At 61.1% G+C, this 24,346-nt stretch carries 21 protein-coding genes; 13 read left to right on the top strand and 8 right to left on the bottom strand.

Translation table 11 applies throughout. The features are described from left to right. The first annotated feature begins 83 nt into the window (after positions 1–83). Positions 84–260 carry a hypothetical protein gene (locus J3A71_RS06430; protein WP_016488773.1) on the top strand — a complete coding sequence of 59 codons (177 nt, stop codon included), beginning with the start codon at positions 84–86 and terminating at the stop codon, positions 258–260. 55 nt (positions 261–315) lie between these two features. On the opposite strand, the gene J3A71_RS06425 is transcribed toward J3A71_RS06430, so the two are convergent. Next, positions 316–939 carry a response regulator transcription factor gene (locus J3A71_RS06425; protein ID WP_016488774.1) on the bottom strand — a complete coding sequence of 208 codons (624 nt, stop codon included), beginning with the start codon at positions 937–939 and terminating at the stop codon, positions 316–318. 369 nt (positions 940–1,308) lie between these two features. On the opposite strand from J3A71_RS06425, the gene J3A71_RS06420 reads away from it, so the two are divergent. Beyond that, positions 1,309–1,791, top strand: a complete 483-nt coding sequence (locus J3A71_RS06420) for a hypothetical protein (RefSeq protein ID WP_016488775.1) — start codon at positions 1,309–1,311, stop codon at positions 1,789–1,791. Between the two features lie 70 nt (positions 1,792–1,861). Here J3A71_RS06420 and J3A71_RS06415 read toward each other — a convergent pair whose 3' ends face one another. Both J3A71_RS06415 and J3A71_RS06410 read right to left on the bottom strand, forming a co-directional pair. Then, a complete protein-coding gene (locus J3A71_RS06415; RefSeq protein ID WP_016488776.1) occupies positions 1,862–3,079 on the bottom strand; it encodes an argininosuccinate synthase in 1,218 nt (405 codons plus the stop codon). 185 nt (positions 3,080–3,264) lie between these two features. Then, positions 3,265–4,218 carry an OmpA family protein gene (locus J3A71_RS06410; RefSeq protein WP_060520017.1) on the bottom strand — a complete coding sequence of 318 codons (954 nt, stop codon included), beginning with the start codon at positions 4,216–4,218 and terminating at the stop codon, positions 3,265–3,267. Positions 4,219–4,348: 130 nt separating this feature from the next. Here J3A71_RS06410 and pyrC point away from each other — a divergent pair, with 130 nt between their 5' ends. Both pyrC and rnt read left to right on the top strand, forming a co-directional pair. Continuing rightward, a complete protein-coding gene (pyrC, locus tag J3A71_RS06405; protein WP_016488778.1) occupies positions 4,349–5,395 on the top strand; it encodes a dihydroorotase in 1,047 nt (348 codons plus the stop codon). Next, on the top strand, positions 5,392–6,066 hold the full coding sequence (rnt, locus tag J3A71_RS06400) for a ribonuclease T (RefSeq protein ID WP_023048364.1): 675 nt from the start codon (positions 5,392–5,394) through the stop codon (positions 6,064–6,066). The genes pyrC and rnt overlap by 4 nt, the downstream gene beginning before the upstream one ends. A gap of 159 nt (positions 6,067–6,225) precedes the next feature. Here the strand turns inward: rnt and J3A71_RS06395 are convergent, their stop codons facing one another. Next, a complete protein-coding gene (locus J3A71_RS06395; RefSeq protein WP_012273884.1) occupies positions 6,226–6,828 on the bottom strand; it encodes a peroxiredoxin in 603 nt (200 codons plus the stop codon). Positions 6,829–7,052: 224 nt separating this feature from the next. On the opposite strand from J3A71_RS06395, the gene J3A71_RS06390 reads away from it, so the two are divergent. Next, positions 7,053–7,271 (top strand): bacterioferritin-associated ferredoxin, encoded by a 219-nt coding sequence (locus J3A71_RS06390; protein ID WP_016488781.1) that lies wholly within the window; start codon positions 7,053–7,055, stop codon positions 7,269–7,271. Positions 7,272–7,472: 201 nt separating this feature from the next. Further along, positions 7,473–7,946, top strand: a complete 474-nt coding sequence (gene bfr / locus J3A71_RS06385) for a bacterioferritin (RefSeq protein ID WP_016488782.1) — start codon at positions 7,473–7,475, stop codon at positions 7,944–7,946. A 57-nt stretch (positions 7,947–8,003) separates the two neighbouring features. Here the strand turns inward: bfr and grxD are convergent, their stop codons facing one another. Beyond that, positions 8,004–8,339 (bottom strand): Grx4 family monothiol glutaredoxin, encoded by a 336-nt coding sequence (grxD, locus tag J3A71_RS06380; protein WP_016488783.1) that lies wholly within the window; start codon positions 8,337–8,339, stop codon positions 8,004–8,006. Positions 8,340–8,430: 91 nt separating this feature from the next. Beyond that, a complete protein-coding gene (locus J3A71_RS06375) occupies positions 8,431–10,539 on the bottom strand; it encodes a molybdopterin-dependent oxidoreductase (protein WP_209952717.1) in 2,109 nt (702 codons plus the stop codon). Between the two features lie 374 nt (positions 10,540–10,913). Here J3A71_RS06375 and argF point away from each other — a divergent pair, with 374 nt between their 5' ends. Together argF and J3A71_RS06365 are read left to right on the top strand one after the other, a co-directional pair. Beyond that, positions 10,914–11,834 (top strand): ornithine carbamoyltransferase, encoded by a 921-nt coding sequence (gene argF / locus J3A71_RS06370; protein ID WP_016488785.1) that lies wholly within the window; start codon positions 10,914–10,916, stop codon positions 11,832–11,834. After that, a complete protein-coding gene (locus J3A71_RS06365; RefSeq protein WP_016488786.1) occupies positions 11,831–12,940 on the top strand; it encodes an ABC transporter ATP-binding protein in 1,110 nt (369 codons plus the stop codon). Before argF ends, J3A71_RS06365 begins: the two co-directional genes overlap by 4 nt. A gap of 34 nt (positions 12,941–12,974) precedes the next feature. Here the strand turns inward: J3A71_RS06365 and ybaK are convergent, their stop codons facing one another. Continuing rightward, positions 12,975–13,445, bottom strand: a complete 471-nt coding sequence (gene ybaK, locus J3A71_RS06360) for a Cys-tRNA(Pro) deacylase (protein WP_016488787.1) — start codon at positions 13,443–13,445, stop codon at positions 12,975–12,977. Between the two features lie 303 nt (positions 13,446–13,748). Here ybaK and J3A71_RS06355 point away from each other — a divergent pair, with 303 nt between their 5' ends. From J3A71_RS06355 to glpD, 4 genes are all read left to right on the top strand, one after another. Further along, positions 13,749–14,600, top strand: coding sequence for an MIP/aquaporin family protein (locus J3A71_RS06355; RefSeq protein WP_016488788.1), 852 nt, complete (start codon positions 13,749–13,751; stop codon positions 14,598–14,600). 51 nt (positions 14,601–14,651) lie between these two features. Continuing rightward, complete coding sequence (gene glpK / locus J3A71_RS06350) at positions 14,652–16,151, top strand: glycerol kinase GlpK (RefSeq protein WP_096426692.1); 1,500 nt, start codon at positions 14,652–14,654, stop codon at positions 16,149–16,151. A 101-nt stretch (positions 16,152–16,252) separates the two neighbouring features. Beyond that, a complete protein-coding gene (gene glpR / locus J3A71_RS06345; protein ID WP_016488790.1) occupies positions 16,253–17,008 on the top strand; it encodes a DNA-binding transcriptional repressor GlpR in 756 nt (251 codons plus the stop codon). A 273-nt stretch (positions 17,009–17,281) separates the two neighbouring features. After that, complete coding sequence (glpD, locus tag J3A71_RS06340) at positions 17,282–18,811, top strand: glycerol-3-phosphate dehydrogenase (RefSeq protein WP_016488791.1); 1,530 nt, start codon at positions 17,282–17,284, stop codon at positions 18,809–18,811. A gap of 37 nt (positions 18,812–18,848) precedes the next feature. Here the strand turns inward: glpD and J3A71_RS06335 are convergent, their stop codons facing one another. After that, complete coding sequence (locus tag J3A71_RS06335) at positions 18,849–22,976, bottom strand: NEL-type E3 ubiquitin ligase domain-containing protein (RefSeq protein ID WP_209952715.1); 4,128 nt, start codon at positions 22,974–22,976, stop codon at positions 18,849–18,851. Positions 22,977–23,316: 340 nt separating this feature from the next. Here J3A71_RS06335 and J3A71_RS06330 point away from each other — a divergent pair, with 340 nt between their 5' ends. Further along, positions 23,317–24,234, top strand: coding sequence for a glutamate/aspartate ABC transporter substrate-binding protein (locus tag J3A71_RS06330; protein ID WP_016488793.1), 918 nt, complete (start codon positions 23,317–23,319; stop codon positions 24,232–24,234). Positions 24,235–24,346: the final 112 nt, after the last annotated feature.

Below are 24,346 nucleotides of genomic sequence, written 5' to 3'. Positions count from 1 at the left end.
CGAGCGATTGAAAAAATCTTTTTTACCGGCGTCTGCTTTCTGGTTATAAGGACGGCCAATGGCCCCTTGGCTTGGAGCGACTCATGAGCACCGATAAAGACGAACTGTCGATCGAAGATGATTTTGTTGCCACAGAAGATGAAGCGGAACCCCAGGTGGAGATCGCCAAGACCAACCTGAGCAAACGCCGCACCATCGACAACATGCTGGAAGAACGGCGCCTGCAAAAGCAGCTGGCCGATTTCGACTACGACCTGTAGTGCGGCTGCGGAGCACTGGCAAAGCCTCCTGAATGGAGGCTTTGCGGGCCGGCAGTCAGTTGAGCCCTTGCCGCTGCGCCAGCTCGATCAGGTCAACCAGCGACCGCGCATTGAGCTTTAGCAACAGGCGGGACTTGTAGGTGCTGACCGTCTTGTTGCTGAGGAACATGCTGTCGGCAATTTCCTTGTTCGAGCGCCCCCGCGCCAGCTGTTGCAACACCGTCATCTCGCGCGCCGAGAGACGGTTTACCATATCCGTCTCGCTCCCCCCTCCCCTGCCACGCGACGCATGGAGGGCCTGATTGGGGAAGTAGCTGTAACCCGACAACACGGCCTTGATAGCGCTCAGGAGCTCGGTGAGTTCCTGCTGCTTGCAGACGTAACCCGATGCCCCCGCCTGCATGCAGCGCATCGAGAAGTTGCCGGGAGCCTGCGACGTCAGCACCAGCACCTTGCTGCCTGGGCTGAAAGTGGCCATGCGCGCAATAACCTCCAGGCCATCCAGCCTGGGGATTCCAATGTCGAGCACCACGATATCCGGCAAGTGTTGCCGAGTGAGTTGCAGTGCAGCCACCCCATTGTCGGTCTCCGCCACGACGTCGTACCCATGCCGCTCCATCAGCATGCGCACGGCCAGGCGTATGACCGGATGATCATCCACGATAAGCACTTTATTCATGCGATATCCATTGATTCATTATTTTTGCTTTGGCACGCCACGATAACCGACAGGGCGCCCGATGGCGCGGCGAATTCTCGGCGAAACTCATGAGCAGATGAAACCTACATAAGTTAGAGAAATTTCCTACAAATAACGGCGATAGTTGTAACAACTAAAATCTTTATTCCCAAACTGACGGTAGCATTGGGCTGCAGGTGCGCACCAGTTGAAAACTGACGCTCAATTGAAGAAAGAGCCAATTCGAAAAAGGTGAAAAGTCGGAGCTATCAGGCTATTTGGCGATTATTCCTCGCCCGGAAATCAATCCGGTATTTAGTTGAGCGCAACGGTAGGTAAAGATGGCTAAAACTGCTGGAGACGGCCCAAATGACCCAAGCACAACCTGTCGCCCCGCTGACGATCATTGCCATCTTCGCGGGGATAATCGAAGCCTCTGCCCTTGCCACACTTCCGTTTCTTAGCGAGTCTAGCCAGAAGCTCTACACCTGGTTTCTGGTGGGTTTCCCATTCTTTCTGACTGCGCTGTTCTTCCTGACGCTCAATTTCAACTACAAGTCGTTCTACAGTCCATCATCCGACAGGGCGGCGAACGGCACCACGCTGGCTGAAAATAGCGTGGCCACGCCTGCAATGGCCGACGGTGCCCGCGAAGCAGTTCAAGGGGAGCCTGTCACATTCATGTTTTCCGGCCCCGACGCCAATCGCATGATGGAGCAGCAACTGCTTTCTGCACTTGCCCAACCTCCCCTACCGGCGCGAACCTGGCGCTTTTGCAACCTGGACAGACGTCAATGTGCGCAGCTGTCCATCAGTGCACTTGATGGCCACGTCGTGAACGACGAGCACTGAATGCCCAAACTTTTCTGAGCACATAAAAAACCCCGGCCTAAGCCGGGGTTTTCAAGACACGCGCCAGCAATCAGAGCAGCGAACGGCCCTTGTTGGCAGCAATGCGCATGCGCAAAGCGTTCAGCTTGATAAAGCCGGCAGCGTCCGCCTGGTTGTACGCGCCGCCATCTTCTTCGAAGGTGGCGATGTTGGCATCGAACAGCGAGTCGTCCGACTTGCGGCCGACCACGGTGACGTTGCCCTTGTACAGCTTCAGGCGCACTACGCCATTCACGTTGACCTGGGAGGCGTCGATCATCTGCTGCAGCATCAGACGCTCCGGGCTCCACCAGTAACCGGTGTAGATCAGGCTGGCGTACTTCGGCATCAGCTCATCTTTCAGGTGAGCGACTTCGCGGTCCAGGGTGATCGACTCGATGGCACGGTGGGCCTTGAGCATGATGGTACCGCCAGGGGTCTCGTAGCAGCCACGCGACTTCATGCCGACGTAACGGTTCTCGACGATGTCCAGGCGGCCGATGCCGTTGGCACCACCGATACGGTTCAGATCGGCCAGAACGGTGGCTGGGCTCTTGTCGACGCCGTCGATGGCAACGATGTCACCGTTACGGTAGGTCAGCTCGATGTAGGTGGCCTGGTCCGGGGCATTCTCAGGCGAGACGCTCCAGCGCCACATGTCTTCTTCGTGCTCGGTCCAGGTATCTTCCAGGACACCGCCTTCGTAGGAGATGTGCAGCAGGTTGGCGTCCATCGAGTACGGCGACTTCTTCTTGCCGTGGCGCTCGATAGGAATGCCATGCTTTTCGGCGTAGTCCATCAGTTTTTCGCGGGACAGCAGGTCCCACTCACGCCACGGGGCGATAACCTTGACGCCTGGTTTCAGGGCGTATGCACCCAGTTCGAAACGAACCTGGTCGTTGCCTTTGCCAGTAGCGCCATGGGAAATGGCGTCAGCGCCGGTTTCGTTGGCGATTTCGATCAGGCGCTTGGCGATCAGCGGGCGGGCAATGGAAGTACCCAGCAGGTACTCACCTTCGTAGACGGTGTTGGCGCGGAACATCGGGAACACGAAATCACGCACGAACTCTTCGCGCAGATCGTCGATGTAAATCTCTTTAACACCCATTGCCTGGGCCTTGGCACGGGCCGGCTCGACCTCTTCGCCCTGACCCAGGTCAGCGGTGAAGGTCACCACTTCGCAGTTGTAGGTATCCTGCAGCCACTTGAGAATCACCGAAGTATCAAGGCCGCCGGAATACGCCAGTACGACCTTTTTTACGTCCGCCATGCCATCACTCCACGGGGTTGTACGGAAAGGGGTCGATTCTAACGGCCTTGCGGAAAAATTTACAGTGGGGCGACAGCTTCTGACGACAAAGCGACAAGAACTGTCGGAAGGGCGACGGGGGTATGCATGACCATCTCACAGCCGCTGGAAATGTCGTGGCAAACACCTGAAGGCCCCCCCCGATCTCAGGGTGCCTTCGCCCCCGGCGCGGCAGCAGCCGGGCTGGCTGGTGCTGGGGGGGCAGGCGCCGCTGGCTCAGCCGGTTTTTCCACAGGTTTCTCAACCACCGAAACCCGATCCAGCTCGATGTTTACCCGGCGATTGCGTGCCCGGTTGGCCGCACTGTTGTTCTTCACCAACGGGTACTGCTCGCCATGGAAGCGCACCGTGATCTGTTCTTCAGTCAATCCATGGGCCTTGAAGTAATCAGCCACAGCCAGCGCACGACGGCGCGACAGGTCTCGGTTGGTCAGGCGGTTGCCACTGTTGTCGGAGTGGCCGTCGAGCTCGATGTGGTTCACCGTCGGGTCAGCTTTGATGTAATCCAGGATCACATCCAGCCGTGCACGCGCCGACGCGTCCAGCTCGGTGCCGCCCCCGGGGAAACCCACCTGGGTCTGGCGCACCTGATCATAATTCATAGGCAGCAGCTTGCCGGCACAGACCAGATAGTCGCTGTAGGCCTTGGCGAAGCTGACCGGCAGAACGCGTACCTCCATTGGCCTTCCGGCCTCACCGGTGTAGTTGCGCACCACTGTGCTACGCCCGTCGAGCAAGCCGTTGATCAGGCGGCTGGCCTGGCCTTGGGAAGAACTGAACAGCACACCGGTGCGGGCCATCCGCACGTTGCCCAGGTTGATATCACCCCGCCCAGGCTGCCACGGCGCCGCCGCCGCCAGCAGGCTGGCTGTACCTGCACCCAGTACATTGTTGTCCGAACGTAGCTGAAAAACGGGCTGTTCACCTGCCCGACGCACGAACTCACCGCTACCAAAACCTTCTATCGGCTGGATCAGACGGCACTCGAACGGGTCGCCCTCGACCTTCCAGGCAATATTTTCCATGCGCGTCTGAAAAGTCAGTGCACCGGCCGGCAGGCTGGCGAACAGGGTCAACAGGGTGAGGTAACGCTGGCGCACGGGCGGCTCCACAAATTCTGACGGCTTACCTGCAGGCTATCGGACGCCGGCCGGAAAACTTGATAGCCGTGCTCGCCCCAGGCTTTTCCGGTAGCATTGGGGCTTGAGTTCGACCCGCCTGGAATCCCCAATGTCCGATCGCCTGACCCTCCTGCGCCCCGACGACTGGCACATCCATCTGCGCGATGGTGCCGTCCTGCCCCACACCGTTGGCGACGTGGCGCGCACTTTTGCCCGTGCCATCATCATGCCAAACCTGGTTCCTCCGGTGCGTAATGCCGACGAGGCCAGTGCCTACCGTGAGCGCATCCTGGCCGCCCGCCCTGCCGGCAGCCGCTTCGAGCCGCTGATGGTGCTGTACCTCACCGACCGCACCAGCCCCGAGGATGTCCGCGCGGCCAAGGCCAGCGGCATCGTGTACGCCGCCAAACTGTACCCGGCCGGCGCCACTACCAACTCCGACTCGGGCGTGACCAGCATCGACAACATCTTCCCGGCCATCGAGGCGCTGGCGGAAGTCGGCATGCCACTGTTGGTGCATGGCGAAGTGACCCGCAGCGAGATCGACGTGTTCGACCGCGAGAAGCGCTTCATTGACGAGCACATGCGTCGTCTGGTCGAGCGCTTCCCGACGCTGAAAGTGGTGTTCGAACACATCACCACCGGCGATGCCGCTCAGTTCGTCACCGAGGCCCCGGCCAACGTCGGCGCGACCATCACTGCACAGCACCTGCTGTACAACCGCAACCACATGCTGGTTGGCGGCATTCGCCCGCACTTCTACTGCCTGCCGATCCTCAAGCGCAACACCCATCAGGTGGCGCTGCTGGACGCGGCCACCAGCGGCAACCCGAAGTTCTTCCTGGGCACCGACTCGGCACCGCACGCCCGTCACGCCAAGGAAGCCGCCTGCGGGTGCGCCGGTTGCTACACCGCATACGCGGCCATCGAGATGTACGCCGAAGCGTTCGAACAGCGTAACGCGCTGGACAAGCTCGAAGGCTTTGCCAGCTTGCACGGTCCTGCCTTCTACGGCCTGCCAGCGAACACCGACACCATTACCCTGGTGCGTGAAGAATGGACCGCCCCGGACAGCCTGCCGTTTGGCGAGCAGACCGTGATCCCGCTGCGCGCCGGTGAAAAACTACGTTGGCGCCTGCTGGAGGAAAACGCGTGAGCGAAGACCTCTACGAAGACGACATGGACACCCAGGGCAGCAGCGGTTCGCGCCACCCGATGGCCGAGCGCTTCCGCGGCTACCTGCCGGTGGTGGTGGATGTGGAGACTGGTGGTTTCAACAGCGCCACCGATGCGCTGCTGGAAATTGCCGCCGTCACGATCGGCATGGACGAGAAAGGCTTCCTGTTCCCCGAGCACACCTACTTCCACCGAGTGGAACCGTTCGAGGGCGCCAATATCGAAGCCGCCGCGCTGGAGTTCACCGGCATCAAGCTGGACCACCCGCTGCGCATGGCTGTTAGCGAGGAAAGCGCGCTGACCGATATCTTCCGCGGTGTACGCAAGGCACTCAAGGCCAATGGCTGCAAGCGGGCGATCCTGGTCGGCCACAACAGCAGCTTCGACCTGGGCTTCCTCAATGCGGCGGTGGCGCGCAACGACCTGAAGCGCAATCCGTTCCACCCGTTTTCGAGCTTCGACACCGCTACCCTCGCGGGCTTGGCGTATGGCCAGACCGTGCTGGCGCGTGCCTGCCAGAGCGCGGACATCGACTTCGACGGGCGTGAGGCGCACTCGGCGCGTTATGACACCGAGAAGACGGCCGAGCTGTTCTGCGGCATCGTCAACCGCTGGAAAGAGATGGGCGGCTGGCGCGACTTCAACGATTGAGCTGCAAAAGCATTCGCGGGCATGCCCGCTCCCACAGGTTCACCTTTGCCGTCAGGCATGCAGAGAATCGGAGGGAGCGGGCGCGCCCGCGAAGAGGCCGGCACAGAACGGCATAAAAAAACCGGCCAACGAGGGCCGGTTTTTTTATGCGAGCGGCAATTACAGCTTGCCGGCGTTCTCGCTCAGGTAGGCAGCAACGCCTTCTGGCGAAGCGTTCATGCCTTTGTCGCCTTTTTTCCAGTTGGCAGGGCAGACTTCGCCGTGCTCTTCGTGGAACTGCAGGGCGTCGACCAAGCGCAGCAGCTCGTCCATGTTACGGCCCAGTGGCAGGTCGTTGATGATCTGCGAGCGTACAACACCGTTGGTGTCGATCAGGAAGGCGCCACGGAAGGCCACGCCGCCTTCGGACTCTACGTCGTAGGCTTTGCAGATTTCGTGGGTCATGTCGGCAGCCAGGGTGTACTTCACCTGACCGATGCCGCCGTTGTTGACCGGGGTGTTACGCCAGGCGTTGTGGGTGAAGTGCGAGTCGATCGACACGCCGATCACTTCGACGTTGCGCGCCTGGAAGTCAGGGATGCGGTTGTCCAGGGCGATCAGCTCGGACGGGCAGACGAAGGTGAAGTCCAGCGGGTAGAAGAACACCAGGCCGTACTTGCCCTTGATGGCCGAAGCCAGGTTGAAGCTGTCGACGATCTCGCCATTGCCCAGCACGGCTGGAACGGTGAAATCGGGGGCTTTCTTACCAACGAGTACGCTCATTGTAATCTCCTGATGAGGGTGAAAAACCGTTTGCCGGGCCAGACGGGCTTGCCCGACATCCAACAAAGGCCGACCATCATACACGGCTTCTGATGACAGGCCGAATCCATCAGGCAGACAACCACCGGTCGCTCAAGCACGGCCTTTTTAGAAAGCACTTTGACAAGCATTCTCATTCACATTAAGCTCCCATCCATCGACTCAACCCGCGATGGTCAGCCCTTATGTATGTGTGTCTTTGTGTCGGCGTCACCGACGGACAGATCCGCGATGCGATCTATGAAGGATGCTGCAGTTACAAGGAAGTGCGAGCCGCGACCAATGTCGCAAGCCAGTGTGGCAAATGCGCCTGCCTGGCCAAGGAAGTGGTCCGCGAGACCCTGACCGAGCTGCAGGTCAGCCAGGCAGCCCTGCCCTACCCCGTGGAATTTACCGCAGCCTGAAAGCCCCTGATTCCAAAAACCGGACCCTGTGTCCGGTTTTTTTATGCCTTAAATTCAATAAGTTAGCGCTCCAACGCGGTTCACAAACATTCTTATTCCTATTAATTTTCACTTATTATTCAATAACTTAGGTTTGACACTCTTAAGTATCGGGCTCAAACTTCACTGTATTGGCACACTTCTACAGGGCAGGAACCCGAAATGAAAGGCGACGTAAGCGTCATCCAGCATCTCAACAAGATCCTCGGAAACGAGCTGGTCGCGATCAACCAGTACTTCCTGCACGCACGCATGTATGAAGATTGGGGCCTGAACAAACTCGGCAAGCACGAGTACAAGGAATCCATCGACGAGATGAAGCACGCTGACAAATTGATCAAGCGTATTCTCTTCCTCGAAGGCATCCCCAACGTTCAGGACCTGGGCAAGCTGCTGATCGGCGAGCACACCAAGGAAATGCTCGAGTGCGACCTGAAGCTCGAAAAGAAAGGCCTGGCCGACCTGAAGGCAGCCATTGCCCATTGCGAAACCGCTGGCGACTTCGGCTCGCGTGACATGCTCGAAGATATCCTCGAATCCGAGGAAGAGCATATCGACTGGCTGGAAACCCAACTGGGTCTGATCGACAAGATCGGCATCGAAAATTATCTGCAGTCGCAGATGGGCGAAGAGTAAATATTCGCCCCATAAAAAAACCCGCGATCAGCGGGTTTTTTTATGCTTGCCGGAAAATCAGGCTTCGGAAGCCTTGGCTTTGGCAGCAGCGTCCTTGATCAGGGTCTGCAGCTCGCCGTTCTGGAACATTTCCAGCATGATATCGCTACCGCCAACCAGCTCGCCGGCTACCCACAGCTGCGGGAAGGTCGGCCAGTTGGCATATTTGGGCAGGTTGGCACGGATTTCCGGGTTCTGCAGGATGTCGACGTAGGCGAACTTCTCGCCACAACCCATCACAGCTTGCGATGCCTTGGCCGAGAACCCGCACTGCGGGGCATTCGGCGAGCCTTTCATGTAAAGCAGAATGGTGTTGTTGGCAATCTGCTCTTTGATCGTTTCGATGATATCCATGTAGCACCTCGGCTTAACTTTGCGACGCTGTTGTCGGCACGGTGGCGCATTGTAACGGAAAGCCGAGCAGCGTGCTCGGCCTTACTGTTCCTTACGCGGCCTCCACCTGCACAGGTACGCCATTGAGCGCAGCGTTGCCGGACACCGGGTCGCGAAAGCGCTCGTCGGTCAGGTCGTTGGCACTCACGCCGGCTTGCGCCTGGGCGATCTGCAGGTGCACACCCTGACGAGCATGACCGTAGCCATGGGGCAGGCTGACCACACCGGGCATCATGTCCTCGCAGGCTTGCACCTCGACTTCGAGATCACCCGTACGCGAGCGGATACGCACCCGCTGGCCGTCCTGTAGTTGCCGTTGCTGCAAGTCTTGCGGGTGCATCAACAGCTGATGCCGTGGTTTGCCTTTCACCAGACGGTGGAAATTGTGCATCCACGAGTTGTTGCTACGCACATGGCGGCGGCCGATCAGCAGCAGTTCACCCGGTACAGGAGGTGCCAGTTGCGTCAGGCGGCGCAGGTCGTCCAGCAACACCTGGGGTGCGGCTTCGACAGCCTGACTGGCAGTCGCCAGGCGTGCAGCAAGGTTGCTGCGTAAAGGGCCCAGGTCCAGGCCGTGCGGATGATCGTCCAGTGTTGCGAGGGAAAGGCGCCAAGGTGTTGCTTGGCCATAGCGCCCCTTGCGCAAGGCCAGATCGATCATCTGCGCAGGTGCCAAGGTCGGCTTCAATTCAAGCCCGGCACGCCTGGCAAACGCCTGGGCCAGGCCGACGAAGATCTCCCAGTCGTGCAACGCCCCGTCCGGCTTGGCCAGAATCGCCCGGTTGAAGCGGGTGACGTTGCGCACGGCCAGCAAATTGAAGGTGCTGTCATAGTGGTCGTTTTCCAGCGACGACGTGGACGGCAGGATCAGGTCGGCATGGCGCGTGGTTTCGTTGATGTAGAGGTCGATGCTGAGCATGAACTCCAGGCCTTGCAGTGCCGCATCCAGCTGACGGCCGTTAGGCGTGGACAGCACCGGGTTGCCGGCCACTGTCACCAAGGCGCGAACCTGCCCTTTGCCCGGTGTAAGCAGCTCTTCGGCCAGGGCCGCCACAGGCAGCTCGCCGCCGTACTCGGGCAAGCCCGACACCCGGCTCTGCCAGGCGTTGAAATGGCCGCCGGAGGTGGCAGCCACCAGGTCGACAGCGGGCTCGGTGCACAAAGCGCCGCCTTCACGGTCGAGGTTGCCGGTTACCAGGTTGATCAGTTGCACCAGCCAGTGGCAGAGGGTGCCGAAGGCTTGGGTCGAAACGCCCATGCGGCCATAGCAAACGGCTTTTTCTGCCGCGGCGAAGTCCCGTGCCAGCTGGCGAATCTGCGTGGCGGCAATACCGCAGTGCGTGCTCATGGCTTCGGCGCTGAACGGTGCAAGCGCTTCGCGCACCTGCTGCAGGCCGTTGATCGGCAAGTGCGAACCTTGCGCCAGGCCTTCCTCGAACAGGGTGTTGAGCAGGCCGCACAACAAGGCCGCATCTCCGCCCGGGCGGATAAACAGGTGGGTATCGGCCATGGCCGCCGTTTCGCTGCGCCGAGGGTCCACCACCACCAGGCGCCCGCCCCGGCCAAGCAGGGCCTTGAGGCGCTTTTCCACATCGGGCACGGTCATGATGCTGCCGTTGGAGGCCAGCGGGTTGCCGCCAAGAATCAGCATGAAGTCGGCGTGGTCGATATCCGGAATCGGCAGCAGCAGGCCATGGCCATACATCAGGTGGCTGACCAGGTGTTGTGGCAGTTGGTCCACCGAGGTGGCCGAGAAACGGTTGCGTGTCTTGAGCAGGCCGAGGAAGTAGTTGCTGCGGGTCATCAAACCGTAGTTGTGCACGCTTGGGTTGCCCTGGTAGACCGCCACGGCATTGCGCCCGTGAGCCTGCTGGACCGCCCACAACTTTTCGGCGGCCAGGGCAAAGGCCTCGTCCCAGCCGATGGCCTGCCAACGCTCCCCTACCCGCTTGTGGGGCTGGCGCAGGCGGTCAGGGTCGTTCTGGATGTCCTGCAAGGCGACGGCCTTGGGGCAGACGTGGCCACGGCTGAACGGGTCCTGGGGGTCGCCCTTGATCGAGCTGATTAGCGCCTGCCCGTCAGCTTCATGGCTGACTTCGATGTTCAACCCGCAGATTGCTTCGCACAGGTGACAGGCACGGTGATGCAGGGTCTTGGTCATGGCCGCCTCTGCCTTGTTGTTGTCGAACAGTGACTATGCGCCCGGTCCCAGCCCCCCGCCAGCGCCCTTCGCCGCGTGAATCCACCGACATCAGGCACACGATTTGCGACAGCCATTTGCCAAATTGCCAGCAAGCCCTGTACAACCTCGTGTAGCAAATAAAAAACAGCACAGGCCGCCGGGTGAAGACACCCTTTGCAACACCCTTTGCAATCAGGCCGCTGTTCCCCCTTGGCTTCAGGCGACATTTACTTATAGTATTGCGCCTTTCCCTATTTTCGTCCGCCCCGTGCGGCTTACGCCGCAGGTCAATCCCGTTGTCAAAAAAAACCATACGGTCGACCTGCATACCGTTGCAGATAAGGTAGTCAATCATGAGCGCTAGGCACTTTCTCTCCCTGCTGGACTTCACCACCGACGAATTGCTCGGGGTGATCCGCCGCGGCATCGAGCTGAAGGACCTGCGCAAACGAGGCGTGCTGTTCGAGCCCCTGAAGAACCGCGTGCTGGGCATGATCTTCGAGAAATCCTCGACCCGTACCCGCGTGTCGTTCGAGGCTGGCATGATCCAGCTGGGCGGCCAGGCCATCTTCCTGTCGCCACGCGACACCCAGCTGGGCCGTGGCGAGCCGATCGGTGACAGCGCCATCGTGCTGTCGAGCATGGTCGATGTGGTGATGATTCGTACCCACGCCCACAGCACCCTGACCGAGTTCGCCGCCAAATCGCGCGTACCGGTGATCAACGGCCTGTCCGACGAGTCGCACCCGTGCCAACTGCTGGCCGACATGCAGACCTTCCTCGAGCACCGCGGCTCGATCCAGGGCAAAACCGTGACCTGGATCGGCGATGGCTTCAACATGTGCAACTCCTACATCGAGGCCGCCAGGCAGTTCGATTTCCAGCTGCGCATCGCCTGCCCAGAAGGCTACGAGCCGGATCAGCGCTTCATGGCGCTGGGCGGTGACCGCGTACAGATCATCCGTGATGCCAAGGAAGCCGTGCGTGGCGCACACCTTGTGGTTACCGATGTCTGGACTTCCATGGGGCAGGAGGAGGAAACTGCACGGCGCCTGGCGCATTTCGCGCCTTACCAGGTCACCCGCGAACTGCTCGACCTGGCGGCACCCGATGTCCTCTTCATGCACTGCCTGCCCGCCCACCGTGGCGAGGAAATCAGCCAGGACCTGCTCGACGACCCACGTTCGGTCGCCTGGGACGAGGCTGAAAACCGCCTGCATGCACAGAAGGCGCTTCTCGAATTTCTTGTAGAACCGGCTTACCACCACGCATGAGTCAACCCCTACTGCTCAACCTGCGCAACCTCGCCTGCGGCTACGGCGACCAGCGCATCGTCCAGAACCTCAACCTGCACCTGAACGCAGGCGACATCGGTTGCCTGCTGGGTTCATCCGGTTGCGGGAAAACCACCACGCTACGCGCCATTGCAGGTTTCGAACCGGTGCATGAAGGCGAGATCCAGCTGGCCGGCGAGGTCATTTCCCGCGCTGGCTTCACACTGGCCCCGGAAAAGCGCCGCATCGGCATGGTGTTCCAGGACTACGCGCTGTTCCCGCACCTGACCGTGGCGCAGAACATTGCCTTTGGCATCGCCAAGCACCCACGCCAGGCCGCCGTCATCGAAGAGATGCTCGAACTGGTCAAGCTGGGGGGCCTGGGCGGGCGTTACCCGCATGAGCTGTCTGGTGGCCAGCAGCAACGGGTCGCCCTGGCCCGCGCGCTGGCGCCTGAACCGCAGTTGCTGCTGCTCGACGAGCCGTTCTCCAACCTTGACGTGGAGTTGCGTCGGCGCCTGAGCCATGAGGTTCGCGATATCCTCAAAAGCCGTGGCACCAGCGCCATCCTGGTTACCCATGACCAGGAAGAAGCCTTTGCCGTCAGCGATCAGGTCGGTGTGTTCAAGGAGGGGCGCCTGGAGCAGTGGGACACGCCCTACAACCTTTACCACGAACCACAGACGCCGTTCGTGGCCAGCTTCATTGGCCAGGGCTACTTCATCCGTGGCCAGATGAGCAGCCACGAGGCCGTCAATACCGAGCTGGGTGAACTGCGCGGCAACCGTGCCTACATCATGGCGCCCGGCAGTTCGGTGGACGTGCTGCTGCGCCCCGACGATATCGTGCATGCACCCGGCAGCGCGCTGCAGGCGAACATCATCGGCAAGAGCTTCCTGGGGGCATCGACCCTGTACCGCCTGCAATTGCCGACCGGCAGCCAGCTGGAAGCAATCTTCCCTAGCCATAACGACCATGAGGTCGGTGAGGATGTGGGGATTGAGGTGCAAGCTGATCACCTGGTGCTGTTCCCGGTGCCTGGCAGCGTTGCGGCGCAGTTGCCGCAGCAGGAGAATGGCGTGCGTCGGTACAGTTCCGCGACCTGATTGCAGATTCCTGGGCCGCTTTGCGGCCCAGATCTCAGCCTCTGCCGATCCCGGCAAACTTGCCCTGGGTATGCTCGGCCAGCACCGCCGCCGCCAACTCCACTTCCAACCCGCGCCTACCGGCGCTGACATGGATAGTTGCAAAATTTTGCGCCGAGTCATCAATAAAGGTGCGCAGGCGCTTCTTCTGCCCCAACGGGCTGATCCCACCTACCAGATAACCCGTAGCCCGCTGCGCCGCCGCCGGGTCTGCCATCTCGCATTTCTTTACCCCGGCAGCGTGGGCCAAGGCTTTGAGGTCCAGGGTACCCACCACAGGCACCACCGCTACCAGCAACTCCCCTTTCTCGCTGCTCGCCAACAAGGTCTTGAACACTTGCTGCGGGTCCAGGCCAAGCTTTTCCGCTGCCTCCAGACCGTAAGAAGCCGACTTGGGGTCATGCTCATAACTGTGCACACGGTGTTCGGCGCGATGCTTCTTCAACAGGTCTAGGGCGGGGGTCATGCAAAGGCTCCGGTCTGGGACGGCTCGGCGGCTACTTTAGGACAAATCCCACATCCCAGCCAGCGCACCACAATCGCGCGCCTCTAGTACGGGGATCCGCGGCTGATTTTACGGGCCATTTCGTGACTGGTCGTTCACTTTCGACCTTTGACATCAGCGTTTCTTGTCTATATTTTTTCGCATCTGAACAAATGGCGCACTTTTAAGGTGCGTTTCCTGTATCTGCCCGGGGTCAATGGGGATCGACACCGGGCTTTGCTGTCGAGCGCCACGCGCCTCACAACAAAAAAAACGAGGTCATACATGACGACTGCTCTACGCCAACCCACGCTGTCCAGCCAATGCCTGGCCGAGTTTCTCGGCACTGCCCTGCTCATCTTCTTCGGCACCGGCTGTGTTGCCGCGCTCAAGGTCGCCGGCGCCAGTTTCGGCCTTTGGGAGATCAGCATCATCTGGGGCGTCGGCGTAAGCATGGCGATCTATCTCACGGCCGGCATTTCCGGCGCGCACCTGAACCCGGCGGTGAGCATCGCCCTCACCCTGTTCGCCGGTTTCGACAAGCGCAAGCTGCCCTTCTACATGCTGGCCCAGGTATGCGGCGCGTTCTGTGGCGCGGCGCTGGTCTACACCCTGTACAGCAATCTGTTCTTCGATTTCGAACAGGCCCATGCGATGTTGCGCGGTAGCGAAGCCAGCCTGGAGCTGGCCTCGGTGTTCTCCACCTACCCGCACCCGTCGCTGTCCACCGGCCAGGCGTTCCTGGTTGAAGTAGTGATCACTGCTATCCTGATGGCCGTGATCATGGCCCTGACTGACGACAACAACGGCCTGCCACGTGGCGCCATGGCCCCGCTGCTGATCGGCCTGCTGATCGCGGTGATCGGCAGCGCCATGGGCCCGCTGACCGGTTTTGCCATGAACCCTGCCCGCGATTTCGGGCCAAAACTCATGACCTTCCTGGCCGGTTGGGGTGAAATCGCCTTCACTGGCGGTCGGGACATACCGTATTTCCTGGTTCCGGTGTTCGCACCGATCCTTGGCGCCTGCCTGGGTGCCGCGACCTATCGCGGCCTGATTGCCCGCAACTTGCCAATGGCACCTGCCGCGAACCCTGAGACAAATGACAATCGCCAGGGCGATACTCAAGCCAATTGATGCCGGCAACACGCACAGCCCTGACCTCCTATTCTTGCAAGGCCTACGACCATGACAGACACCCAGGACAAGAACTACATCATCGCCCTGGACCAGGGCACCACCAGTTCGCGTGCCATCATTTTCGACCGCGACGCCAATGTGGTGGGCACCTCCCAGCGCGAGTTCGCCCAGCACTATCCGCAGGCGGGCTGGGTCGAGCACGACCCGATGGAAATCTTCGCCACGCAGAGCGCGACCATGGTCGAGGCCTTGGCACAGGCAGGCATCAGTCATGCCCAGGTCGCCGCAATCGGCATCACCAACCAACGCGAAACCACCGTGGTATGGGACAAGGAAACCGGCCGCCCGGTTTACAACGCCATCGTCTGGCAGTGCCGCCGCAGCACCGAGATCTGCGCCCAGCTCAAGCGCGACGGCCATGAAGACTACATTCGCGAAACCACCGGCCTGGTCACCGACCCATACTTCTCCGGCACCAAGCTGAAGTGGATCCTCGACAATGTCGAGGGCGCCCGCGAACGCGCCGAGCGTGGCCAACTGTTGTTCGGCACCATCGATACCTGGCTTATCTGGAAGTTCTCGGGCGGCAAGGTGCACGTCACCGACTACACCAATGCCTCGCGCACCTTGATGTTCAACATCCATAGCCTGCAGTGGGACGACAAGCTGCTGGAAATCCTCGGCATCCCGCGGCAGATGCTGCCCGAGGTTCGTTCTTCTTCCGAAGTGTATGGCCATACCAAAAGCGGGATTGCCATTGCCGGCATTGCGGGTGACCAGCAGTCGGCACTGTTCGGCCAGATGTGCGTGGAGCCGGGCCAGGCCAAGAACACCTACGGCACTGGCTGCTTCCTGCTGATGAACACCGGCGAACAGGCGGTCAAATCGTCCCACGGCCTGCTCACCACCATCGCCTGCGGCCCGCGCGGCGAGGTGGCCTATGCGCTGGAAGGCGCGGTGTTCAACGGTGGTTCCACCGTGCAGTGGCTGCGTGATGAGCTGAAGATCGTCAACGACGCCCTGGATACCGAGTACTTCGCCAGCAAGGTCAAGGACAGCAACGGCGTCTACCTGGTGCCGGCCTTCACTGGCCTGGGTGCACCGTACTGGGACCCCTATGCCCGTGGTGCGCTGTTCGGCCTGACCCGCGGCGTGAAGGTGGACCACATCATCCGCGCTGCACTGGAGTCGATCGCCTACCAGACCCGCGATGTGCTCGATGCCATGCAACAGGACTGCGGCCAGCGCCTGTCCGAGCTGCGTGTGGACGGTGGCGCGGTGGCCAACAACTTCCTCATGCAGTTCCAGGCCGATATTCTCGGAACGTGCGTAGAACGCCCGCAAATGCGCGAAACCACGGCCTTGGGCGCTGCCTACCTGGCCGGCCTGGCCTGCGGCTTCTGGAGCGGCCTGGACGAACTGCGCGACAAGGCGATCATCGAGCGCGAGTTCAGCCCGCAGCTGGATGAAACGCAGAAAGAGAAGCTGTACGCCGGCTGGAAGAAGGCCGTCGAACGCACCCGTGACTGGGAAGATCACGAGGCGTAAAGCACATGGGGGCCGCCATGCGGCCCCCATCGTCTACTGGCCGTCATCCCCTTCCTACGGCATCATTGCAGAATTTGTCCGGCTGCCCCGAAGGACCGCCCATGAATCTGCCACCCCGCCAACAACAAATCCTCGAACTGGTGCGCGAGCGCGGTTACGTCAGTATCGAAGAAATGGCGCAGCTGTTCGTCGTGACACCCCAGACCATCCGTCGTGATATCAACCAGCTTGCCGAACTCAACCTGCTTCGCCGTTACCACGGTGGCGCGGCGTATGACTCCAGTATCGAGAACACGGCCTACGCCATGCGTGCCGACCAGATGCGCGACGAAAAGCAGCGTATCGCCGACGCCGTGGCCCGGCAGATTCCTGACCATGCCTCGGTGTTCATCAACATCGGCACCACCACCGAATCCATCGCCCGCGCACTGCTCAACCACAACCACCTGAAGGTCATCACCAACAACTTGCACGTGGCGGCGATCCTGGCTGCCAAAGACGATTTCGAAGTGCTGGTGGCGGGTGGCACGGTGCGCCGCGACGGCGGTGTGGTCGGCCAGGCCAGTGTCGACTTCATCAACCAGTTCAAGGTGGATTTCGCCCTGGTGGGTATCAGCGGCATCGACGAGGACGGCAGCCTGCTCGACTTCGACTACCAGGAAGTGCGGGTATCCCAGGCGATCATCGCCAATGCCCGGCAAGTGATCCTTGCCGCAGACTCCAGCAAATTCGGACGCAACGCCATGGTGCGTCTGGGCTCGATCAGCTTGGTCGACTGCCTGGTGACTGACCAGGCGCCTACCCCTACCCTCACTCAGTTGCTGAACCAGTACAAGATCCGCCTCGAGGTGGTTTGAGGGCTGACGGGTGCTTGTCGCAACATTTTTGGTGCCTGCGAGATCGTGCGCCGCGCGGGCGGCGCTCGATCTCGCAGGCGCCACAACTATTCCGGCATGCACCCGCCAACCTCAAACCATACAGCCGAAATTTTCGAAAATGTTCACTTTATTGTCATCCAATCAGTTTTTTCTATAAAGACTGACTGGCGACGGGCTTTCTGTTGCGCTAGTATTTTCGGAAACGAACATCAATGTTCATATTCGATGTGAACAGCCTCAGGAGGCTTGCCCGTGTCCCAGCCCGTTTCGTCCCAGCCACCACTCGCTGACTGCTATGACCTCGCCGTGATCGGCGGTGGCATCAATGGCGTGGGCATCGCTGCCGACGCCGCCGGGCGCGGCTTGAAGGTGTTCCTTTGCGAAAAGGACGATCTGGCGCAGCACACCTCGTCGGCCAGCAGCAAGCTGATTCACGGTGGCTTGCGCTACTTGGAGCACTACGAGTTCCGCCTTGTGCGCGAAGCCTTGGCTGAACGCGAAGTGCTGCTGGCCAAGGCACCGCACATCGTCAAACCGATGCGTTTCGTTCTGCCACATCGCCCACACCTGCGCCCGGCCTGGATGATTCGCGCCGGCCTGTTCCTGTATGACCACCTGGGCAAACGCAAGCGCCTGGGGGCCTCGCGCAGCCTGCGCTTTGGCCCGGGTTACCCGCTCAAGCCGGCGATCACCCGCGGCTTCGAATACGCCGACTGTGCAGTGGACGACGCGCGGCTGGTGGTGCTCAATGCCATGGCCGCCCGTGAGCATGGCGCGCACATCCATACCCGCACCCGCTGCCTGCGCGCAGAGCGCGTAGACGGCGTATGGCAGGTCGAATTGCAGCATGCCGATGGCACCCTGCAGAGCATTCGTGCTCGCGCCCTGGTCAACGCCGCCGGCCCATGGGTCGCCAGTTTCATCAAGGACGACCTCAAGCTCGATGCGCCGTACGGCATCCGCCTGATTCAGGGCAGCCACATCATCGTGCCGCGCCTGTACGAAGGGGAACATGCCTTCATCCTGCAGAACGAAGACCAGCGCATTGTCTTCTGTATCCCTTACCTGGACCGGTTCACCCTGATAGGCACCACTGACCGCGAGTACAGCGGCGACCCTGCCAAGGTGGCGATCACCGAACAGGAAACCGACTACCTGTTGAAAGTGGTCAACGCGCACTTCAATCATCAACTCAGCCACGGTGATATCCTGCACACCTACTCCGGCGTGCGCCCGCTGTGCAACGATGAATCCGACAACCCGTCTGCCGTCACACGTGACTACACCCTCGCGCTTAGCGCAGCGTCTGGCGAGGCGCCATTGCTGTCGGTGTTTGGCGGCAAGCTGACCACCTATCGCAAGCTGGCGGAGTCGGCCATGAGCGAACTCAAGCCGTTCTTCAGCCAGATGGGCAAAAGCTGGACTGCCGACGCACCATTGCCCGGCGGTGAAGACATGAGCACGCCCCAGGCATTGGTCGAAGCGCTGCTGGCACGGCATCAATGGCTGGCAGTGGACATCGCCAAACGCTGGGCGGTGACCTATGGCAGCCGCACCTGGCAACTGCTGGACGGCGCGCAGGGCCCGGAAGACCTGGGCCAGGCCATGGGGGGTGGCTTGTTCACCCGCGAAGTCGACTACCTGCGTGCGACCGAGTGGGCCGTCACCGCCCAGGACATCCTGTGGCGGCGCAGCAAACTTGGCCTGTTCACCAGCCCCAGCGAGCAGCGGGCACTGGCCGATTACCTGGCTCAAGGCGACGCCCGCAGCAACGCCGCCTGAACCGCGCGGGCGACCGCCAGCCGGTCGCCCCCTCCCCTTAGGCTTCCCGCTGGTACGCCTCACGGGCCAGTTCCAGGTACAGTTCGCGCTCTTGGGCATTGAGCGACCCCATCAACGCAGCGGCGCGCTCCAGATAGCGCTGCTCGCCCGCTTCTGCGACCTCGCGCTCGGCCTGCTCCAACTGTTCATGAAAGGGAGCAGCCAGCGCTTCGAAGCGCTCCAGGTAACGGGTACGCACATGCTCTTGCCAGAAATCGCGCTCCGCCAGTGCGCGGCTGAGCACCTCGATGTTCTCTCCCGCCAGCACTTCAGCGCCCGCACGCCGTACCTGGGTTGCCGTCACACGGCTGTGTTCGGGGTAATTCATGTGCCCAGGTTGCGCTGGCAGCCCAAGCCGCTCAGCCAGGTTGACGCGGTAGGCGAGGTAAACCTCGATATCATCCACGGCAGCGTAAGGGTCACGGCGCAGCTCCTGAATATGCCGGGCGGCGATGCTGTCCACCTGATCCAGGCGATACAGGGAACGCCCCAGGGGCAGCAATGCCTGTTCGGCCTGGATGGCAGAACCGTTACCGGGCGAACACAGGGCAATGTGGGCCCTGACTTCCAGCTGACTGAGAATCAGCAGCAGCCGGTCCTCACAGGTCCGGCGCCCTTGGGTCTGCCAGAACACGGCTTCGCGTACGTCGGTGTTGTCGGTACACAGCTCCAGAATCCGCCATACCCTTGCTCGGTAATAGCGCGGGTGTTCGATGAAGTCGTCAGAGCCGGCGAAATCTGCCAGAAAACGAAACAGGTCTGCCGACTGCGGCTCCTCGGCCAGCTGGGTCCAGATCTGCATGCGCCGGGTGCGTACCGCCTCGCTTGCACTTCCCAGCCATTCCTCAAACGTGCCGACATCGGCAATGGCATGATGATAGGAGCTGCTGCGGTTGACCGGCGAATCGCTGAGGCTACTGGCAATCGACGCCTCGCTCGCTTCGTCCAGAGGGTTGTCATGCAACGACAGGCGTTGCAGACGGGCGCCCAGTGTGCGCAGATGCCCGGTGACCTGGCGGATCTGGTTTTCCCGCATGTCCACCAGGCCACGCCACGGCATCGCAGCTTCATCGGGCAAGGTTTGCAGCCCGGTTGCGCGCAGCGATACCTCACGCAAGTGGCGCAAGCTTGAAAGGTCAGGCACCTGACCCAACGGGTTGTAGTTCAGGTCGAGCACCTGGAGTGACGTGAGGCTGGCCAGCCTTTGGCTGCCTGGGGTATCGACGATGATCTGGTTACCCGCCAGATGCAGGCTGCGCAGGCCGGTAAACTGCTCCAGGCCAACCGGCAAACGGGTCAACTGGTTGTTGCGCAAGTCGAGTTCGCGAAGGTGAGTGAACCTGCGCAGAAAATCCTCTTCGATCTGCTCAAGGGCCATGTTGCGCAACGTCAGGCGCCGAACATGGCCAAAGTCGATGTCCGCCGGCAAGCTCGGCAGGCTGCCCACTTCTTCGCCGTCGATATGCAGTGAAAAATCGTCACCGGCGAGGCCAGCGGTCTTGCGCCGCCAGGTCCGCCGTATCTGGTTGGCCACACGTTGCCTGCGCAGCCCGTCCATGAAGCTCACGCGCTGGCGTTGCCAGGTGTCCAGCGCCTCGCGCAAACTGTGCAGCTGCCGCTGAAGCTGGCTGAGGTGGTCCCACAGGCCAACCCCGCGGTCCGCAAGATTGCGCAGATAAGCGTCCAGCTGTGCGTCAGTCAAGGTCGGGAAAATGTCATGGATGCCGCTACGGATTGCCCGCCGGCTACTTTCGCCCCCTCCACTGAGTGCATAACCGACGCGGCTGTCGATTCGCAGCGGCGGACGATAGCGTTCTGCAATAGGCGTCAGCCCCATCAACTTCGCCGTTCTTTCCCGATCCGCACTGGCCAGACGCGCAATCCGGTCGCCGAGTTCATGCGCCGTGAGCTGGCTTGCGCCAAGCATGGCCTGCTGCCCCGCGTCCAGCGTGTGGATCAGGCATGGCAGAAAGCCCTGGCCCAGTACCGGGGCGCGGGCATCGGCCAATTGATAACCCTGTTCGGTGTGGATGATGGTTCTGATATCAGTTGCGTTGACGTCCCCGCTGGCGGTTACCAGACGCCCCCCCGCCTCACCCAGGCGCAACTCGATACGCATCGAAGCCGGCCAAGGGGCCCGATGAGCAATCCATCCCAGTATCACACGCTGCGTATCGGCATTTACTGCTCCTTCGTGCTCGAATCCCATCAACGCACGGTCCACCCGGCTCTCGCGCAAGAACCAGCGGGCACGCTCGGCCAAGACCAGCGGCACCCGGCCACTGTCCAGCAATGCCTTGATCTGTGCCCCACTGGCCAAGGCAAGGATCTCTTCGGCGCCACGCACCGACAAGCCGGGGAAGACCTTGATCAGCGAAGCCCCCGCAACCGATGCCTTATCTTGCCCGGCGGCCAGCTCTCGTTCGAATGCGCGCCCCTGCAGATGAGGCTCCGACGCATGGAGCTCGTAGCGTTCATGGGCATCGCGCAGGCGCGCAGGGCCGGGCTCACCTTGCAGGTGCAAATGGCGCAACTGCTCGTGATCCAGGCCGGTGATACGCAGGAGCGTTTCAGCCTGTTGGTCAGGGATTTGCGCCAGGGCGCCGTCAAACCTGCGCATCAGCGCACCACCACCCTCCAGGTAATGAGCAGAAGGCGGCCAGTGCGCCAGCCTGGCCCGGCCCTCGCCCTCGTGTAGGGGCCTCAACGCATCGACAAAGGGCACACGTTCGAGCACACGGCTTACGCCCACATGCACAGCGCCCACCACGGCGCCGGCCGCCAGGTTCTGCGCCACGCCCATGAGGTGATCGAGCGCCCCCTGACGGTCGCCGAGGCGCCAGTCCTCATAGCCTTTGTACACCTCGCTGACCACATCCACCGCTGCCACGGCGAACATCACCTCGCCCAGTACCGGAATGAACAGTGCCGCCAGATTCAGTGTATCGAGCCCTGCACTCTTGAGGACCTCCAGCCGCTCATGGCGCTCGATAGCGGCCTCGTCAGCGGTCGGCACCGCCAGGATTCTTGCATCATCGAGCATCTTGTCTACCTGCAAGCCACGCAGGTAGGCAAAAAGCGGTGTCTCGATGGCGAAATGCCGTCCATCCAGAACCGCGGGTGCCTGCGCACTGCTCGCCGCGATCAAGCGCTCAAGGGTTGCCGTGAAGGTCGGCCTGTCCCGTTCGCTGATGAAGCGACTGAAAAACCAGCGGTAGTGGGGCGCACGCATGCGCTTGGCCAGCCACAGGTAAAAAGCCTCCCAGGAAGCGTGCTTGGCCACCGCTCGCTGCGGGTCCAGGGGGATCCAGCTGACGATGCCTTCCAGCGGCCCGTCGGCGTGTTCGCGCAACTCCAGCGTGACCACCCCATGGATACGCTTGCCCAGCAGGTACAACTGACGCGGTGTGACAACGCCAGTGACCGCAGGCACGACAGGTTTGGCGGCGAACACAGGCAACAAGCGCAGGTAGTCGACCTCGTCCAGCTCGGACTTGATGCGGGCCATGCGCACCGCAACATCCATCTTCGCCCGCAAGCTCTCTTCAAGCATGCGCTGCACCGCTTCCCGGGCCAGGTTTTCAGGCGCTGGCGGCCGGCTTTTCGGGAACAGCTGGGCGCGCAACTTTTGCTGGTACTGCCCACCGATATCGAGTTTCCGGCAGCAGCGGGCAAACGCCTCATAGGTCAGCGCCAGCTTGCTCCCCTGCGCGTCCTGCAGGTGGGCACGCCGCATGAATGACGGCACGGTATCGGCTTCGTGGAAGTTGTGCAGCGCGGCCGTGAGTAAAGGTTGCACGCTGTAGAGCGTGCGCCAAGGCGTATGCAGGCGTGGCGCAGCGCTGGGCATCGGCACATCATCCTCGATGTACACCCGCATGCTGCGCACATCGACGTCGGCCAGCCCCTCGGCGCGCAATGCCGGCTCGAGCACCTGTGTGGCAAAGGCCTCCAGGCTGGGTATGCTGGCCAGCGTTTCCTTTACACGTTCGGCTGCTGCCTGCTGAGTGCGCAGCGCCCGGTGCAAGGTCAACAGAAGGTCGGCATCGGCCGTTTTCAACCAATCCGCCATCCAGCGGGCAATGAAGGCGTCGACGGAATCAGAAGGTATCGGGATCACGGACACGGCAGGAGCTCCACAAGATGAAGCTGCAAGCTCAACAGCTCGCCTTAAGTGGCGGGTGTTACTTAATGCTGGCGCACCGCGGTCAGAGCGCCGGCATTCGTTCGGATAGCCGAACGCGATACCGCCCCTCGTTCGGTAATCCGACAACAGAAGAATGCTCAAAAACCTTCATACAGGGTTCATGCCCAGGCTTTGCGCGGGGTTATGATCATTGGCAGGGCTTGGCACGACTCATGCTCTACACTTGGTAGCCGAATGCACTCGCTTCTTGCTGTATTCGTTGAACGAAAGAGTCCGCCAACGGCTCCATAAAAAAAACAAACACGTCGAGGAAAATTTGATGCGTATCGTTCGTCAATTGCTGGGCGCCGCCATCGCGGCCGCTGTGATCGCTTCGCCGGCCATGGCCGAAGAACTGACTGGCACCCTGAAGAAGATCAAGGAATCGGGCACCATCACCCTGGGCCACCGCGACTCCTCCATCCCGTTTTCCTACCTGGCCGGCAAACCCGAGCCCGTGGGCTACTCGCATGACATCCAGCTGGCTGTCGTCGACGCCCTGAAGAAGCAACTGGGTACGGACATCAAGGTCCGTTACAACCTGGTCACCTCCCAGACCCGCATCCCGCTGGTGCAGAACGGCACCGTCGACCTTGAGTGCGGCTCCACCACCAACAACGTCGAGCGCCAGCAACAAGTCGGCTTCTCGGTCGGCATTTTCGAAGTCGGTACCCGCCTGTTGACCAAGGTCAAGGACGGTCAACCTGCATACAAAGACTTCCCGGACCTGGCCGGCAAGAACGTGGTGACCACCGCCGGTACCACGTCCGAGCGCATCCTCAAGGCGATGAACGCCGACAAGCAAATGAAGATGAACGTGATTTCCGCCAAGGACCACGGTGAAGCCTTCAACATGCTCGAAAGCGGCCGCGCCGTGGCCTTCATGATGGACGATGCGCTGCTGGCCGGTGAAATGGCCAAGGCACGCAAGCCATCCGACTGGGTCATCACCGGTACCCCGCAGTCGTACGAAATTTACGGCTGCATGGTGCGCAAGGAAGATGAGGCGTTCAAGAAAGCGGTCGACGACGCCATCGTGGGCTACTTCAAATCGGGCGAAGTCAACAAGAGCTACGACAAGTGGTTCAATCAGCCGATCCCGCCTAAAGGCCTGAACCTGCAGTTCCCGATGAGCGACGAGCTGAAAAAGCTGATCGCCGAGCCGACCGACAAGGCTGCGGACGAGAAGAAGTCCTGATCCTCAGATAGTGGCCTGGTGCTCAACAGCACGAATCAATTCTGCAGGCCACTCATTAGTGTCTAACCTTTCATCCGAGGGCGCCAAGCGCCCCCGGATGCTCGAAGGTGCC

The sequence above is a fragment of the Pseudomonas sp. PvP089 genome (genome assembly GCF_017875165.1).
Lineage (GTDB): Bacteria > Pseudomonadota > Gammaproteobacteria > Pseudomonadales > Pseudomonadaceae > Aquipseudomonas > Aquipseudomonas fortuita.
Note: the sequence above shows the minus strand (reverse complement) of the source record. Positions and strands in the feature narration are given on the sequence as shown.